The 15,175-nt window shown below is 61.0% G+C and carries 16 protein-coding genes and 1 tRNA gene; all 17 read right to left on the reverse strand.

Annotated elements, in window-relative coordinates; all coding sequences use genetic code 11:
• Nucleotides 1–35: 35 nt before the first annotated feature.
• Nucleotides 36–524, reverse strand: a complete 489-nt coding sequence (gene nuoI, locus K0F86_RS06220) for an NADH-quinone oxidoreductase subunit NuoI (RefSeq protein WP_096236664.1) — start codon at nucleotides 522–524, stop codon at nucleotides 36–38.
• A 14-nt stretch (nucleotides 525–538) separates the two neighbouring features.
• On the reverse strand, nucleotides 539–1,621 hold the full coding sequence (nuoH, locus tag K0F86_RS06225; RefSeq protein WP_219133604.1) for an NADH-quinone oxidoreductase subunit NuoH: 1,083 nt from the start codon (nucleotides 1,619–1,621) through the stop codon (nucleotides 539–541).
• Nucleotides 1,621–3,954: an NADH-quinone oxidoreductase subunit NuoG gene (gene nuoG, locus K0F86_RS06230; RefSeq protein WP_219133606.1), complete on the reverse strand. Its 2,334-nt coding sequence runs from the start codon at nucleotides 3,952–3,954 to the stop codon at nucleotides 1,621–1,623. Before nuoG ends, nuoH begins: the two co-directional genes overlap by 1 nt.
• A 22-nt stretch (nucleotides 3,955–3,976) precedes the next feature.
• Nucleotides 3,977–5,272 carry an NADH-quinone oxidoreductase subunit NuoF gene (nuoF, locus tag K0F86_RS06235; protein ID WP_096236670.1) on the reverse strand — a complete coding sequence of 432 codons (1,296 nt, stop codon included), beginning with the start codon at nucleotides 5,270–5,272 and terminating at the stop codon, nucleotides 3,977–3,979.
• Entirely contained in the window at nucleotides 5,269–5,748 is a 480-nt protein-coding gene (gene nuoE / locus K0F86_RS06240) for an NADH-quinone oxidoreductase subunit NuoE (RefSeq protein ID WP_071076360.1), read from the reverse strand. Before nuoE ends, nuoF begins: the two co-directional genes overlap by 4 nt.
• A gap of 12 nt (nucleotides 5,749–5,760) precedes the next feature.
• On the reverse strand, nucleotides 5,761–7,014 hold the full coding sequence (locus K0F86_RS06245; RefSeq protein WP_141170145.1) for an NADH-quinone oxidoreductase subunit D: 1,254 nt from the start codon (nucleotides 7,012–7,014) through the stop codon (nucleotides 5,761–5,763).
• The gene (locus K0F86_RS06250) at nucleotides 7,014–7,607 is read right to left on the reverse strand and encodes an NADH-quinone oxidoreductase subunit C (protein WP_219133608.1); all 594 of its coding nucleotides are present in this window, start codon (nucleotides 7,605–7,607) and stop codon (nucleotides 7,014–7,016) included. The genes K0F86_RS06245 and K0F86_RS06250 overlap by 1 nt, the downstream gene beginning before the upstream one ends.
• Before the next feature lie 17 nt (nucleotides 7,608–7,624).
• Complete coding sequence (locus tag K0F86_RS06255; RefSeq protein ID WP_010399733.1) at nucleotides 7,625–8,101, reverse strand: NADH-quinone oxidoreductase subunit B family protein; 477 nt, start codon at nucleotides 8,099–8,101, stop codon at nucleotides 7,625–7,627.
• 3 nt (nucleotides 8,102–8,104) lie between these two features.
• Nucleotides 8,105–8,464, reverse strand: coding sequence for an NADH-quinone oxidoreductase subunit A (locus K0F86_RS06260; RefSeq protein ID WP_071076971.1), 360 nt, complete (start codon nucleotides 8,462–8,464; stop codon nucleotides 8,105–8,107).
• Nucleotides 8,465–8,641: 177 nt separating this feature from the next.
• Nucleotides 8,642–8,726, reverse strand: a tRNA-Leu gene (locus K0F86_RS06265).
• Between the two features lie 201 nt (nucleotides 8,727–8,927).
• Nucleotides 8,928–9,329, reverse strand: coding sequence for a preprotein translocase subunit SecG (secG, locus tag K0F86_RS06270; RefSeq protein WP_219133609.1), 402 nt, complete (start codon nucleotides 9,327–9,329; stop codon nucleotides 8,928–8,930).
• Nucleotides 9,330–9,357: 28 nt separating this feature from the next.
• Nucleotides 9,358–10,107, reverse strand: coding sequence for a triose-phosphate isomerase (gene tpiA, locus K0F86_RS06275; protein WP_219133611.1), 750 nt, complete (start codon nucleotides 10,105–10,107; stop codon nucleotides 9,358–9,360).
• 72 nt (nucleotides 10,108–10,179) lie between these two features.
• Nucleotides 10,180–11,160, reverse strand: coding sequence for an NAD(P)H-quinone oxidoreductase (locus tag K0F86_RS06280; RefSeq protein ID WP_219133612.1), 981 nt, complete (start codon nucleotides 11,158–11,160; stop codon nucleotides 10,180–10,182).
• A 71-nt stretch (nucleotides 11,161–11,231) separates the two neighbouring features.
• Complete coding sequence (locus tag K0F86_RS06285) at nucleotides 11,232–11,840, reverse strand: tetratricopeptide repeat protein (RefSeq protein WP_071076354.1); 609 nt, start codon at nucleotides 11,838–11,840, stop codon at nucleotides 11,232–11,234.
• 62 nt (nucleotides 11,841–11,902) lie between these two features.
• Entirely contained in the window at nucleotides 11,903–12,664 is a 762-nt protein-coding gene (locus K0F86_RS06290; RefSeq protein ID WP_219133614.1) for a GIN domain-containing protein, read from the reverse strand.
• Between the two features lie 109 nt (nucleotides 12,665–12,773).
• Entirely contained in the window at nucleotides 12,774–12,983 is a 210-nt protein-coding gene (locus K0F86_RS06295; RefSeq protein WP_219133616.1) for a hypothetical protein, read from the reverse strand.
• A gap of 154 nt (nucleotides 12,984–13,137) precedes the next feature.
• On the reverse strand, nucleotides 13,138–15,084 hold the full coding sequence (locus K0F86_RS06300; protein ID WP_219133617.1) for a methyl-accepting chemotaxis protein: 1,947 nt from the start codon (nucleotides 15,082–15,084) through the stop codon (nucleotides 13,138–13,140).
• Nucleotides 15,085–15,175 lie beyond the last annotated feature (91 nt).

Below are 15,175 nucleotides of genomic sequence, written 5' to 3' on the forward strand. Positions count from 1 at the left end.
GGGGCGCGCCGCAGCCAGAGGCTACGGCGCATCCATCAGCGATAAGGTGCGTCGGCGGCGCGCGCAGCGGCGATGTCATTTTCATAACGATCACCCACGGCCAGCAACATCTCTTTCGTGTAATACAAATCCCCGCGTTTCTCGCCGTGGTATTCCAGGATTTGCGTCTCGACGATCGAATCGACCGGGCAGGACTCTTCGCAGAAACCGCAGAAGATGCACTTGGTCAAGTCGATATCGTAACGCGTGGTGCGGCGCGAACCGTCGTCACGCTGTTCCGATTCGATCGTGATGGCCATCGCCGGGCAAACCGCTTCGCACAGTTTGCAGGCGATGCAACGTTCCTCGCCGTTCGGGTAGCGGCGCAGCGCGTGCAAGCCACGGAAACGCGGCGAGATCGGTGTCTTCTCTTCCGGGAATTGCACCGTGATCTTGCGCGAAAACATGTACTTGCCTGTCAACGCCATGCCCTTGATCAGCTCGCCCAACAACAGGCTGCTGAGGAAATCTTTTACCTTATCCATTCGTATGCACTCTCTTACTTCCAAATATTCCAGGATGTCTGCATCCAGGCAGCGACGAAGACCAGGTAGACCAGCGTCAACGGGATAAACACTTTCCAGCCGAGGCGCATGATCTGGTCATAACGATAGCGTGGGAAAGTACCACGGACCCAGATGAACACCGACACGATGAAGAAGGTCTTGGCGAACAGCCAGAAGAAGCCGCCGAAACCACCCCAGAACTCAAGGAAAGCAAATGGTGCGGACCAGCCACCGAGGAACATGATCGAAGCCAGCGCGCCGATCAGGATCATGTTGGCGTATTCGGCCAGCATGAACATGGCGTAGGCCATGCCCGAGTACTCGACCATGTGGCCGGCGACGATCTCCGACTCGCCTTCGACGACGTCGAACGGGTGACGGTTGGCTTCAGCCAGGCCCGACACCAGGTAGATGACGAACATCGGCAGCAGCGGCAGCCAGTTCCACGACATGAAATTGACGCCCTTGTCGGCGAAGTAGCCGATTTGCTGGCCGCCGACGATATCGATGAAGTTCAGGCTGCCCGAGACCATCAGCACGATGACCATCACGAAGCCCATCGGGATTTCATACGAAATCATCTGTGCCGAAGCGCGCATGGCGCCCATGAACGAGTACTTCGAGTTCGAGGCCCAGCCGGCGATGATGATGCCGTAGACTTCCATCGAGGTAATCGCCAGCAGCAGCAGCAAGCCCGCGTTGACGTTGGCCAGCACGGCTTGCGGACCGAACGGCACGACCGACCAGGCGGCCAGGGCCGGCATGATGGTCATGATCGGGCCGATCACGAACAGGCCCTTGGCGGCCTTGGCCGGGATGATGATCTCTTTGAACAAGAGTTTCAGCGCATCGGCGATCGGTTGCAGCAAGCCCAATGGGCCCACGCGGTTCGGGCCGACACGGATCTGGATCCAGCCGATCAGCTTGCGCTCCCACAGGGTGGCGTAAGCAACCAGGCCCATCAGCGGCAACAGCACGCACAGGATCTTGATCAGGGTCCAGAAGAACGGCCAGGAGCCGCCCAGCAAATCCTGGCCGGTACTGTTGATGACGTTTACAAATTCAGGCAGAGCCATCAGATTTTCCCCTCTGCTGTTTCAACTGTGATGTCACCGAACATGCCGCCCAAGGTAGCCGTCGAGGCATGCGCCGCCGACACTTTGACCACATTGGCTGGCAGGCCGGCGTGAAGTGCCGCCACCAGGATGGCGCTGCCGGAACCTTGCGCCACTTTGACCTTGTCGCCCGCCTTGATGCCCAGCTTTTCAGCCAGCGCCAGGGACAGGTGCGCTTGCGGCGCGGCGCCATCGACCGTGCGCAGCAGCGGTTCGGAACGGCGTACCAGCGCGTCGGCGAAGTAGATCGGCACGTCGGCGATGCGTTGCAGCGCAGGCGATGCCGGTGCGTACGCAGCCGCTTCCGGTGCGTTCCTGGCGATGTTGTTCAGCTGTGCCGACAGATCGGTCACGCCGGCGCCGAACGCTTCGTCGCGGATCGCTTCCGAGGTGTCGTAGTCGAAACCGGCCAGGCCCAGGATGTTGCCCAGGACGCGCAGCACTTTCCAGGCTGGGCGGGTATCGGCCAGCGGTTTCACGGTGCCGTTGAAGCTTTGCGCGCGGCCTTCGCAGTTGACGAAGGTACCCGAGGTTTCAGCGAACGGGGCGATCGGCAGCAAGACATCGGCGTAATCCATGCCGTGCTTGAAGGCGGACATGGCCACGACCATGTCGGCGCCATCGAGCGCGGCGCGGGCCGCTTGTGGATTGGCGGCATCGAGTTCCGGCTCGGCGTGCAGCAGCACGTAGGCTTTTTTCGGCACGGCAAAGGCGGCTTGCACGTTGGCGCGCGGCTTGGCGACCAGGTGCGCGCCAACCGTGTTGGCCGCTTCCGTCAGGTAACCGAGCTTGGCGCCCGTCTGTTCGGCGATCCATTGCGCGGCAGCATGCAGTTGCGACGCTTGCGGGTGTTGCGTTGCCGCGTTACCCAGCAAAATCGCGCCATGGTCGCCGGCCATCAGGCTGGCGGCGATGGCGACGGCCACGTCCGAAGCAACAACTGCTTCAAAACCGTTTGGCGCGGCGATTTCTTTCGCTTTGGCAACAGCGACGAGCACTTCCGACAAGGCCGCCAGCCAATCATTCGGCGCGACAATCATCTTGTTGGCGATGGTGATCAGTTGATCATCGTCGGAAGCGTGCAGGATCGACAGCTTGGCGCCGCCCTTGACGGACGCGCGCAGACGCGTGGCCAGCAATGGGTGGTCCTTGCGCAGGAACGAGCCGATGACGAAGGCGCGCTTGATCTGGCCAAATTCGCTGATCGGCATGCCCAGCCATGGTTTCACATTGGCGTCGAGCGCGAAGTCGGTCTGGCGCAGACGGAAGTCGACGTTCTCGGAACCGAGGCCGTGGGCGACTTTTTGCAGCAGAACCAGCTCTTCGACGGTCGAATGCGGCGTTGCCAGCGCGGCGATGGCGTCAGCGCCATGCTCGTGCTTGATGTTTTTCAAACCGTGCGCCACGTATTCCAGCGCCGTTTGCCAATCGACTTCTTTCCACTCGTTGCCCTGTTTCAGCATCGGGGAAGTCAGGCGTTCTGCACTGTCCAGCGCTTCGTACGAGAAACGGTCCTTGTCCGAGATCCAGCACTCGTTGACGGCTTCGTTTTCCAGCGGCAATACGCGCTTGACCTTGCCAGCTTTCACTTGCACGATCAGGTTCGAACCGAGGCCGTCATGCGGGCTGACCGATTTGCGGCGCGACAGTTCCCACGTACGGGCGCTGTAGCGGAACGGCTTCGAGGTCAGTGCGCCGACCGGGCACAGGTCGATCATGTTGCCCGACAGTTCGGAGTCGACCGTCTGGCCGACGAAGGACACGATTTCCGAGTGTTCGCCGCGGCCGATCATGCCCAGCTCCATCACGCCGGCCACTTCCTGGCCAAAGCGCACGCAGCGGGTGCACTGGATGCAGCGCGACATTTCTTGCATGGACACCAGCGGACCGGCTTCCTTCGGCTGCACCACGCGCTTGTCTTCCTTGTAGCGCGATTCGCTCTTGCCGTAACCGACTGCCAAGTCTTGCAACTGGCATTCGCCGCCCTGATCGCAGATAGGGCAATCGAGCGGGTGGTTAATCAGCAAGAATTCCATGACCGACTTTTGCGCCTGCACAGCTTTATCGCTGGCGGAGCGCACGATCATGCCGGCACTGACCGGGGTCGCACAAGCGGGCAAAGGCTTGGGCGCCTTTTCCACTTCGACCAGGCACATGCGGCAGTTCGCTGCGATCGACAATTTCTTGTGATAGCAGAAGTGCGGAATGTAGGTTCCCAATTTGTTGGCGGCGTCCATCACCATGCTACCAGCAGGGACTTCGACTTTTTTGCCGTCTATTTCGATTTCAACCATGGTGATCGTTACCTGACGCAGCTTAGATATATGCGGGCACTAAGCAATGCTTGTGCTCGATATGATATTCAAATTCTTCACGGAAATTCTTAATGAAGGCCCGTACCGGCATGGCAGCCGCATCGCCCAGCGCGCAAATGGTGCGGCCCTGGATGTTGTCGGCGATCGAGTTGAGCATGTCCAGGTCGTCTGGACGACCCTGCCCCTGCTCGATGCGGTGCACCATGCGGTACATCCAGCCTGTGCCTTCACGGCAAGGCGTACACTGGCCGCACGATTCTTCAAAGTAGAAGTAGGACAGGCGTTCCAGCGCCTTTACCATGCAGCGTGTTTCGTCCATCACGATGATGGCGCCCGAACCCAACATCGAACCGGCTTTCGCGATCGAGTCGTAGTCCAGGTCGGTCTGCATCATGATGTCGCCGCGGATCACCGGCGCGGACGAGCCGCCAGGGATCACGGCCTTGATCTTTTTGCCACCGCGCATGCCGCCTGCCAGTTCCAGCAGTGTGGCGAACGGGGTGCCGAGCGGCACTTCGTAGTTGCCCGGCAATTCCACGTCGCCCGAGATCGAGAAGATCTTCGAACCGCCATTGTTCGGCTTGCCCATCGCCAGGTATTTCTCTGGGCCGATGTTCAGCACGAATGGCACGGCCGCGAAGGTTTCCGTGTTGTTGATCGTCGTTGGCTTGCCGTACAGGCCAAACGAGGCGGGGAAAGGCGGCTTGAAGCGCGGCTGGCCTTTCTTGCCTTCCAGCGATTCGAGCAGGGCCGTTTCTTCGCCGCAGATGTAGGCGCCATAACCATGGTGCGCATGCAACTGGAACGAGAACTCGCTGCCCATGATCTTGTCGCCAAGGAAACCGGCGGCGCGCGCCTCTTCCAGCGCTTCTTCGAAACGGGCGTACTCGGCCCAGATTTCGCCGTGGATATAGTTGTAGCCGACGGTGATACCCATCGCATAAGCGCCAATGGCCATGCCTTCGATCAGCGCATGGGGATTGTAACGAATGATGTCGCGGTCCTTGAAAGTACCCGGTTCGCCTTCATCTGTATTGCAGACGAGGTATTTTTGACCCGGGAACTGGCGCGGCATGAAGCTCCACTTCAAGCCGGTAGGGAAACCCGCGCCGCCACGGCCGCGCAAGGACGAAGCCTTGAGGTCGGCGATGATCTGTTCCGGCGTGATTTTCTCTTCCAGGATACGCCGCAGCGCGCTATAGCCGCCGCGGTTCACATAATCTTGCAAATGCCAGTTCTTGCCATCCAGATCCTTCAGGATCAATGGATCGATATGGCGGTTGTGGAGTGACGTCATTTCTTGAGTTCCTCCAGCATGGCGTCGATTTTCTCGTTCGACATCCAGCTGCACATGGTTTTATTACTGACCAGCAAGACCGGCGCATCGCCGCAAGCCCCCATGCACTCGCCTTCAACCAGCGTGAACTGGCCGTCTGCGGTGGTTTCGCGGAAATCGATACCCAGTTTCTGCTTCAGGTACTCTGCGGCGCGCACGCCGCCCGACAGGGCGCATGGCAGGTTGGTGCACACGGTGATCTTGTGCTTGCCCACGGGTTTCACGTTGTACATATTGTAGAACGTGGCCACTTCCTGCACGGCAATCGCCGGCATGCCGATGTAATCGGCCAGTTCCTTCATGGTGTCCGGCGCCAGCCAGCCCAGTTCATCCTGGGCATGGGCCAGCGCGGCCATGACGGCCGACTGACGCTGGTCGGCCGGGTACTTGGCCAGCTCGCGGTCAATTTTCTTATAGCATTGCTCTGATAACAACATACTTTTTGCCTCTTAGCGGTCAATACTGCCGAACACGATATCTTGCGTCCCGATGATGGTCACGGCGTCGGCAAGCATGTGCCCACGCGCCATCTCGTCGAGCGACTGCAAGTGGGCGTAGTCTGGCGCGCGCAGTTTCATGCGGTACGGCTTGTTGGCGCCATCGGACACCAGGTACACGCCGAACTCGCCCTTCGGATGTTCCACGGCGCTGTAGGCCTCGCCTGGCGGCACGTGGAAACCTTCCGTGAACAGCTTGAAGTGGTGAATCAAGGACTCCATGTTGGTCTTCATGTCGACGCGGCCCGGAGGCGCCACCTTGCGGTTGCTGGTCATGACAGGACCTTCATTGTTGCGCAGCCACTCCACGCATTGCTTGATGATGCGGTTCGACTGGCGCAACTCTTCCACGCGGACCAGGTAGCGGTCGTAGCAATCGCCGTTGGTGCCGATAGGAATGTCGAAATCCATCAGGTCGTACACTTCGTACGGCTGTTTCTTGCGCAAGTCCCACTGCACGCCCGAGCCGCGCAGCATGGCGCCCGTAAAGCCCATGGCCAGCGCATCTTCCGGCGAGACCACGCCGATGCCGACGGTACGCTGTTTCCAGATACGGTTGTCGGTCAGCAACGTTTCGTACTCGTCCACCGAATTCGGGAAACGGCGCGCGAAGTCTTCGATGAAGTCCAGCAGGGAACCCTGGCGGTTTTCATTCAGCCTGGAAATCGCCTTGGCGTTGCGGATGATCGACGCCTTGTGCTGCGGCATCGAATCCGGCAAGTCGCGGTACACGCCGCCCGGACGGTAGTAGGCCGCGTGCATGCGCGCGCCCGAGACTGCCTCGTAGGCGTCGAACAAGTCTTCGCGGTCGCGGAAGCAATACAGGAACGGGCCCATGGCGCCAACGTCGAGCGCATGGGTGCCGAGCCACATCAGGTGATTCAGGATGCGTGTCATTTCGTCGAACATGACGCGGATGTATTGCGCGCGCAGCGGCACTTCCAGACCCAGCATCTTTTCGATGGCCATCACGTACGCGTGTTCATTGCACATCATCGACACATAGTCGAGACGATCCATGTACGGCACGGATTGCAGGTAGGTCTTCTGTTCGGCCAGCTTTTCGGTGGCGCGGTGCAGCAGGCCGATATGCGGGTCGGCACGCTGGATGACTTCGCCATCCATCTCCAGCACCAGGCGCAGCACACCGTGCGCGGCCGGATGCTGCGGCCCAAAGTTCAGGGTGTAGTTCTTAATCTCAGCCATTATTTCATCCCGTAATGTTCTTCGCGGATCACGCGCGGCACGTTTTCCCGCGGCTCGATCGTCACGGGCTGGTAAATCACGCGCTTTTGTTCCGGATCGTAACGCATCTCGACATAGCCGGAGACGGGGAAATCCTTGCGGAACGGATGGCCGATGAAACCGTAGTCGGTCAGCAGGCGGCGCAAGTCGTTGTGGCCTTCGAAGAGGATGCCCAGCAGGTCGAACGCTTCGCGCTCGTACCAGTTGACGGCACGCCAGATGTTCACCACGGACGGCAGCAGCGGCATATCGTCATCGGGCGCGAACACGCGCACGCGCACGCGCCAGTTGTGCTTGACCGACAGCAAGTGCGAGACGGCCGCGAAACGCAGGCCATCCCAGCTACCGTCGCCATAGGTCGAGTAGTCGACGCCGCACAGGTCGAGCAGCTGCTCGAAATGCAGGCTCGGATCGTCGCGCAAGGTCTGCATCACGGCCAGGTAGTCCTCGGCCTTGACGACCAGGGTGACTTCGCCCAGTGCAACCGTGGTGCTAACGCGATCGCCCAGGGCAGTGCCGAGGGCGTTTTGCAATACTTCTAAATGTGTTGTCATAATCTGAAGCGGCCCGGTTAGCGTGCGATCGTGCTGGTACGCTTGATCTTGTTCTGCAACTGCATGATGCCGTACAGCAAGGCTTCAGCGGTCGGAGGACAGCCAGGCACATACACGTCGACGGGCACGATGCGGTCGCAACCGCGCACCACGGAATAGGAGTAATGGTAGTACCCGCCGCCATTGGCGCAGGAACCCATCGAGATGACCCAGCGTGGCTCTGCCATCTGGTCGTAGACCTTGCGCAGGGCCGGCGCCATCTTGTTGCACAGGGTGCCGGCAACGATCATGACGTCGGACTGACGCGGCGACGGACGAAACACGACGCCGAAACGGTCCATATCGTAGCGGGCTGCGCCCACATGCATCATTTCGACCGCACAGCAGGCCAGACCGAACGTCATCGGGAACATAGACCCGGTGCGCGCCCAGTTGATCAGCTTGTCGGCCGAGGTGGTGATGAAACCTTCGCTTAATACGCCTTCAATAGCCATGGCTTATTCCCAGTCAAGGGCACCTTTCTTCCAAATGTACCAAAATCCGACCACGAATTCAGCGATGAACACCATCATCGTGACGAAACCGGCCCAGCCCAGGTCGCGCATTGCAACGCCCCATGGGAAAAAGAATGCCGTTTCCAGATCGAACAAAATAAACAGGATTGCGACCAGATAGTAGCGCACATCGAATTTCATGCGCGCGTCTTCGAATGCTTCAAAGCCACATTCGTACGGGGAGAGTTTTGCTGCGTCAGGCTTGTGAGGGCCTAACAGGCGCCCCAGGAGCTGGGGAGCGATACCGACACCAAGGCCGATAATAATGAACAGCAGGACGGGGAAGTAATTTTCGAGGTTCACGATTGATGAGCTTATATTGAACGATCGGTTAAATGAGGACGCTGCGATCATTTGCAGCGTATCTAACGCACGACCCCAATCAAAGCTAAGACCAGGATCGAACGACACATCCTCGTAAAAAAAGCCAGCAACTTTGTACGAGCCATGGCTCGTGCGCCGTTGCTGGCTTCTGATTTCTGGTGCCGACGACGAGACTCGAACTCGTACAGCTTGCGCCACTACCCCCTCAAGATAGCGTGTCTACCAATTTCACCACGTCGGCGGTAAGGCCCGTATTCTACTCTGCTTTGCCGCTAAAGTTAATGCACAAATGCATCAAAACACAGATAAAAACGATAAATTTTTACATCTTCCAGCGCGCCACGATTTTTTCCTGCCGCGCTGCCAAAACATTGAGCAATAATCTGCTCGTAATGAGAATTACTCTCGATGAGGTATCGAGATACTACTCAGTGACACTGAATTACTTGGGAATCGCGCCTGCCGGGGTGCTGGCAACAGGGGCCGCCGCCGGAGCGCTGGCCGCCGGAGCCGCCGCAGGTACCGTCGTCGGGATCGCGCCCGCGCCGGTGACCGGCACTGGCTTGACGACTTTATCCATCACGCCGCCGCCCACCGTGGTGGCGCGCTGATTGGCCATCAGCGACAGGGCCAGGGTGGCGCCGAAGAAGATCGCGGCGGCAACGCCGGTCGATTTCGACATGAAGTTCGACGAACCCGTCGCACCGAACAGGCTGCCCGAGGCGCCAGAACCAAACGCGGCCCCCATGTCGGCGCCCTTGCCGTGCTGCAGCAACACCAGCGCGATAATCGACAAAGCCGAAATAACCTGTACTACCACTACCAGATTGAACATCATGTTCATTGCAATTCCATTCTTAGTTTAAATTAATTCAATCAGCGGCGTGAATAATCGCCAGGAAATCCGCCGCCTTCAATGCCGCCCCACCGATCAGACCGCCATCGATATCCGGCATCGCCATCAATTCTTTTGCGTTCTCCGGCTTCATGCTGCCACCGTACAGGATCTGCACGCCGGCGGCCGCTACCGCATTCTTTGTCGCCAACTGGCCGCGCAAGACCTGATGCACGTCCTGCGCCATTTGCGGCGTGGCTGTCTTGCCCGTGCCGATGGCCCAGACCGGCTCATAGGCCAGCACCAGTTTCGCCACGTCGTCGGCGGAAATCGCCGCCAGCACGGCACCGAGCTGCTGCGCCACGACCGCGTCGGTCTGGCCCGCGTCGCGCTGCGCCAGCGTCTCGCCGATGCAGACGATAGGCGTGATGCCCGCCGCCAGTGCGGCAACCGTCTTGGCCGCTACCTGCGCATCGCTCTCGCCGTGGTAGGCGCGGCGCTCGGAATGCCCGATCACCACATAGCCGCAGCCGAAATCCTGCAGCATGGCAACCGAGATTTCTCCCGTGTAGGCACCACTGGCGTGCGCGGAAACATCTTGCGCACCCCAGCCGAGAGCCGTGCCTGCCAATTGCGTCTGGCACTGCGCCAGATATGGCGCGGGCACACAGACGGCGCTGGCGGCGCCAGAGGCAGCCAGGCCAGCCACTATTTCAGACAATAACACCGCATTCGAGGTGCGACTGCCGTTCATTTTCCAATTTCCGACGACGAGTTTGCGACGCATAGTAGCCTAAATTCTAATAACCCGTCATTCTAACCCCGGCACCGATGCCGGTCAAACAGGCAGCGCCCCGTTTCAGGCAACTTGCAACATGATCTTGCCCACGTGCGTGCTCGCTTCCATCAAGGCATGCGCCTCGCTGGCCTTCTCCAACGGGAAAGTCTGATAGATGACGGGCTTGATCTTGCCCGCCTCGATCAGCGGCCAGACGGTCGTGCGCAGGTGGTTCGCAATAGCCGCCTTGAAGGCGACCGGGCGCGGACGCAGGGTGGAACCGCTGACGCTCAGACGGCGGCGCAGCACCTGCCCCAGATCCAGGGTGGCTTTGGTGCCGCCCTGCACGGCGATCAGGCCGATGCGGCCGTCGTCGGCCAGGCAATCGATTTCGCGCGGCAGGTAGTCGCCGCCCACCATGTCGAGGATGACGTCGACACCCTTGCCATCGGTCAATTCCTTGACGACGGCGACGAAATCTTCCGTGCGGTAGTTGATGCCCCGTTCGGCGCCCAGCGCCTCGCAGGCGCGCGCCTTCTCGTCGCTGCCGGCCGTGGCGAACACGCGGTGACCGAGCGCGGCCGCCAATTGAATGGCCGCCACGCCGATGCCGGACGTGCCGCCCTGCACCAGCAACGTTTCACCATCGGCCAGCGCGCAGCGGTCGAACACATTGCTCCACACGGTAAAGAAGTTTTCCGGCAGCGACGCGCCCTCCAGCGCCGTCAAGCCCTTGGGCAAGGGCAGGCACTGGCCGCTTGGGGCGGCGCAGTATTCGGCATAACCGCCGCCCTGCACCAGCGCGCAGACCAGGTCGCCCTTCTTGAATGTCGTGTTGGTGAAATCGCCATCGACGACTTCGCCCGCCACTTCCAGGCCCGGCAAGTCGGACGCGCCGGCGGGCGGCGCATACTTGCCCAGGCGCTGCAGCACGTCAGGGCGGTTGATGCCGGCCGCGTGCACCTTGATCAGCAGTTCACCCGCCTTATATTGCGGCATGGGACGTTCGGCGATCTGTAAAACGTCGGCGGGACCTGGCTGGCTGATGGCAACTGCACGCATGGCGGGACTCTTTCAAGGGAAAACGGCGATTGTACGCCAAGCCGCTCACCCCTGCAGACCGCCCCTTCTTCTTAGCCGGCGCCCGTCTTCGACTGGCGCGGCAGCGGCGTGCCCGGCTTCCATTTGGCCGACAGGGCTTGCCCTTCCTCGACCTGCTCATGCGTCATCTTGCGCACCACGGCGGCACGCTGATCGGCCGCATTCGCGTTGCCATTCGCTGCCGCCAGGTTCCACAGCATGTAGGCGATGACGTTATCCTGCGGCACGCCACCCATGTGGTAGCGGTACATCAGGCCCAGCACCTGCTGCGCCTCCGCATGGTTCTGCTCGGCCGCCTTGCGGAACCAGCCCACAGCCTGCTTGTGGTCCTGCAGCACGGCGTTGCCCGTGTAATACATGGCACCCACCACGTACTGGGCATCGGCCTTGCCCTGCTCGGCCGCCTTGCGGTGCCAGAACATGGCTTGCTTGTAATCCTGCGGCAAGCCCCGTCCCATGTAATACATCAAGCCCAGCAAATGCTGGGCATCGGCGTTGCCGGTCTTGGCAAGGGGCAATATTTCCTTGTAAGCCAGCGCGTAATTCTTGTTGTTGTAGGCGCTGGCGCCTTCGGCGAAGCCAGCCCGCGCGGGTAGCTGTATCGTCAACAGCATGAGTAATGTAATGATCAGTTTTTTCATCGGAATGGGATGTGGTCTGACTGCTTATTCTTGTCCTGCAGAAGGCCTGCGGCAGGATGCTTTTACTTCCAGCTAACTTTGCCCAGCCCCTCGACGCTGACATCGCGGTTGGCCGGCTTGCCGTACACCACCACCGAACCGAGTCCGCTCAGGTTCAGCTTGGCATTCGTATGGGCATTCACCGTGGCATTGCCGAGGCCGCTCAATTCCAGGTTCACGGCGTCCGCCTCGAATTGCTGCGCATTCAGGCTGCCCAGGCCGCCCAGGCTGGCTTTCAGGATGCGACCGCGTCCGCCCAGCACCACCGAGCCGGCGCCCTGCAGATCGAGTTCCGCCTTGTCGTTATTGCCGATCCAGAGCTGCATGCTGCCCACGCCGCCCAGGCTGGCATTGAGCTTGCGGTAATCGCCCACCAGCTTGATGCTGCCCGCCCCTTCCAGCGACAGGGTCAGTTCCTCGCCCTTGAACCCCGTGATGTCGGTGCTGCCAAAGCCTTCCGAACTGACTTCGCGCAAGTTCGGCAGCACCAGGTCGGCGCGGATCGACGAAGGGCCGAGCTTGAAGCCGCGCACTTCCGTTTCGATGTGCAGGGTGTCGCCGCTTTGCGCCGTGCTGACATCGGCGATGTAGCGCTTGTCGGCCGTGATGCTCAGCGACGGCACATTGCCCTGGCGAATGCGCACTTCCATCACGCCGTCGAGCTTGACGCGCACCACGCGGGCGTCGACGTTGCGCATCTCCAGCAAGCGGGTCTCGGCGGCCGCGCCGCGCACCAGGCCCAAAGTCGCCAGGAACAGCAGCGCCAGTTGCAGTGTCTTTTTCATGTAGTGCATCCTCGGTATCTTGTTTTTATATGTCGCGGCGCCCTCGTGGGACTCGCGCGCATTGCCACTGGCCGCCACTGTAGCAGCAGCAAAAATTGCTGACAATCAATTATGCAAAACGGGCTTTTTCCAAGGCGCTCAGGCGCTTGGCCTTGACGACCACCACTTGCATGGCAGCCTTGTTTGCTGGCGCAGCCACGGTGGCCGTGGAGCTGGCCACTTGCAGGGCCGGAGCGGCCGGGGCGATGGCGTAGCAGCTGGCGCCGAGCAGGATGGCGGCGGCAACGGCAATGACTTCCATGTTTTTAGCGACGTTCATTTGAATCTCCTCGGGTGTCTGGCAGTGGGCTTGCGGTATGGTGTCACTATAGCCATACCGCCCCCGGCCAACACGCCGATTGCGACGAACTGCGCTTTTGGCAGGCTGGCCTGACAAAAACGCGGATAAACGCGCAGATCGCTACGCTTGCAACTTAAAACTCTTCCCACTCATCGGCGCCGGACTTGGCTGCCTTGACGGGCTTGGCCGCCGACAGCGCGCGGGCCGGCGCACGTGGTGCCGATGCGGCCGGCTTCGCCTTGAGGCGCGTCACGGGCGCGGGCGCAGCAGCAGGGTCCGCATCACCGAGGCGGAACATGCCGACGGCCTGCGCCAGGTCCACGGCCTGTTCCTGCAGGCTTTCCGCGGCGGCGGCCGCCTGCTCGACAAGGGCGGCGTTCTGTTGCGTCATGGTATCCATGTGCGTGACGGCCGTATTGATTTCGCCGATGCCGGCGCTCTGTTCGCGGCTGGCCACCGTGATCTCGCTCATGATGGTCGTCAATTGCTGCACCGAGGCCACCACCTGATCCATGGTCTGGCCCGCTTCATCGACGAGGCGCCCGCCCGCATCGACCTTCTCCACCGAATCGCCGATCAATTCCTTGATTTCCTTCGCCGCGCCAGCGGACCGTTGCGCCAGGTTGCGCACTTCGGACGCCACCACGGCAAAGCCCCTGCCCTGCTCGCCCGCGCGCGCCGCCTCGACGGCCGCGTTCAAGGCCAGGATATTCGTCTGGAAAGCGATGCCGTCAATCACGCCGATGATGTCGACGATCTTGCGCGAACTTTCCTGGATGCCAGCCATCGTGCCCACCACTTGCTGCACCACGCGGCCACCCTTGGCCGCCACTTCCGAGGCAGACATGGCCAGCTCGTTGGCCGCATGCGCGTTTTCCGCATTCTGCTTCACCGTCGAGGTCAGCTCATCCATCGAACTGGCCGTCTGTTCCAGCGCCCCTGCCTGCGCTTCCGTGCGCGAGGACAGGTCGGCGTTGCCGGCGGCAATATCGGCCGACTCGCTGCGCACCAGGGTGCTGATGCTGCGTATCTGCACCAGCACGGTGGCGATTTTTTCCACGAACAAGTTAAAGGCCTTGGCGATCTGCGCCAGTTCGTCCGTACCTTGCGCGTCGAGGCGGCTGGTCAGGTCGCCGTCGCCCGTGGCGATCGCTTCCATCGCATCGCGCACCAGGCCCAGGCGGCGCAGGGCGCGCGCCACCAGCGCACTCAGTACCGTGGCGGCCAGGGCCAGCACCAGCAAGGCCGTCAGGGCCGAGGCGCGCAGCATGGAGGTCAATGCCTGCGTCGCTTCCGCCCGGTCGAGCACGGTCGCCAGCAGCCAGTCGCTGCCTGGAACCTTACTTACATGCAGGATGCCGTTACGTTCGCCGAGGCGAATGGCGGCGCCGTCGCCGCTCTTTTCAATATCGGCCAGCGCCTGCGCACTCAGGCCCGGGTCCAGCTCAGCCAGCGGTTTCAGGGTCAGCTTGCCATCCGGGTGGGCGATGATCTTGCCGCCGCCATCGACGAGAAAGCCGTAGCTGGACGGCGTCGGCTTGATCGAGGCGACGTTTTGCACCACGGCATCCATCATCACATCGGCCGCCATCACGCCCGTCACGCTGCCCTTGCCACCCAGCGGCTCGGCAAACGTCACCACCAGCTTGCCCGTGCTGGCGCCGATATACGGCGCCGTAATGATGGGGCCGCCCACTTCGGACGCCAGCTTGTACCAGGGCCGCGCCGTGGGATCGTAGTCGGCGGCGCGCTTGCGCTCTTGCGAAAAGACGGCGTGCTTGTCGGCAAAGCCGATATACGCCATATCGAACGTGCCCGCCTGCTCGGCCGCCTTCAGGGCCGGCAGCGGATCGGCCGCCGTGGCGCCCTGCTTGAGCGAAGCGACGACAGCCTGCTTGGAACGCAGCCATTCGGCGATGGCCGCCGCATGGCTGTGCGACAACTGCAGCATCTGCGTGTCGAGCGCGGCCAGGGTGCTGGAGCGCGTGGTGAAGAAATTGGCGATGGCCACGGCCAGCATGGCCAGCACGACGATGGAAACGGCGATGGCGATCAGCCGCGCCTTAAGGGAGGACAACATAGTGCATCCAATAAAAAAAGAGAAAATCGGGAGGGATGCGCCATGGTCGATGAATAAGATTTTGTCGTCAAGCAATACCGACTCTCAATTA

It is taken from the genome of Janthinobacterium sp. UMAB-60, assembly GCF_900095235.1.
GTDB lineage: Bacteria > Pseudomonadota > Gammaproteobacteria > Burkholderiales > Burkholderiaceae_D > Janthinobacterium.

What these genes read in the sequence shown, in the direction of transcription:
- nuoI (WP_096236664.1), bottom strand. Translation starts at nt 524, where the DNA reads ATGGATAAGGTAAAAGATTTCCTCAGCAGCCTGTTGTTGGGCGAGCTG.
- nuoH (WP_219133604.1), bottom strand. Translation starts at nt 1,621, where the DNA reads ATGGCTCTGCCTGAATTTGTAAACGTCATCAACAGTACCGGCCAGGAT.
- nuoG (WP_219133606.1), bottom strand. Translation starts at nt 3,954, where the DNA reads ATGGTTGAAATCGAAATAGACGGCAAAAAAGTCGAAGTCCCTGCTGGT.
- nuoF (WP_096236670.1), bottom strand. Translation starts at nt 5,272, where the DNA reads ATGACGTCACTCCACAACCGCCATATCGATCCATTGATCCTGAAGGAT.
- nuoE (WP_071076360.1), bottom strand. Translation starts at nt 5,748, where the DNA reads ATGTTGTTATCAGAGCAATGCTATAAGAAAATTGACCGCGAGCTGGCC.
- K0F86_RS06245 (WP_141170145.1), bottom strand. Translation starts at nt 7,014, where the DNA reads ATGGCTGAGATTAAGAACTACACCCTGAACTTTGGGCCGCAGCATCCG.
- K0F86_RS06250 (WP_219133608.1), bottom strand. Translation starts at nt 7,607, where the DNA reads ATGACAACACATTTAGAAGTATTGCAAAACGCCCTCGGCACTGCCCTG.
- K0F86_RS06255 (WP_010399733.1), bottom strand. Translation starts at nt 8,101, where the DNA reads ATGGCTATTGAAGGCGTATTAAGCGAAGGTTTCATCACCACCTCGGCC.
- secG (WP_219133609.1), bottom strand. Translation starts at nt 9,329, where the DNA reads ATGAACATGATGTTCAATCTGGTAGTGGTAGTACAGGTTATTTCGGCT.
- tpiA (WP_219133611.1), bottom strand. Translation starts at nt 10,107, where the DNA reads ATGCGTCGCAAACTCGTCGTCGGAAATTGGAAAATGAACGGCAGTCGC.
- K0F86_RS06280 (WP_219133612.1), bottom strand. Translation starts at nt 11,160, where the DNA reads ATGCGTGCAGTTGCCATCAGCCAGCCAGGTCCCGCCGACGTTTTACAG.
- K0F86_RS06285 (WP_071076354.1), bottom strand. Translation starts at nt 11,840, where the DNA reads ATGAAAAAACTGATCATTACATTACTCATGCTGTTGACGATACAGCTA.
- K0F86_RS06290 (WP_219133614.1), bottom strand. Translation starts at nt 12,664, where the DNA reads ATGAAAAAGACACTGCAACTGGCGCTGCTGTTCCTGGCGACTTTGGGC.
- K0F86_RS06295 (WP_219133616.1), bottom strand. Translation starts at nt 12,983, where the DNA reads ATGAACGTCGCTAAAAACATGGAAGTCATTGCCGTTGCCGCCGCCATC.
- K0F86_RS06300 (WP_219133617.1), bottom strand. Translation starts at nt 15,084, where the DNA reads ATGTTGTCCTCCCTTAAGGCGCGGCTGATCGCCATCGCCGTTTCCATC.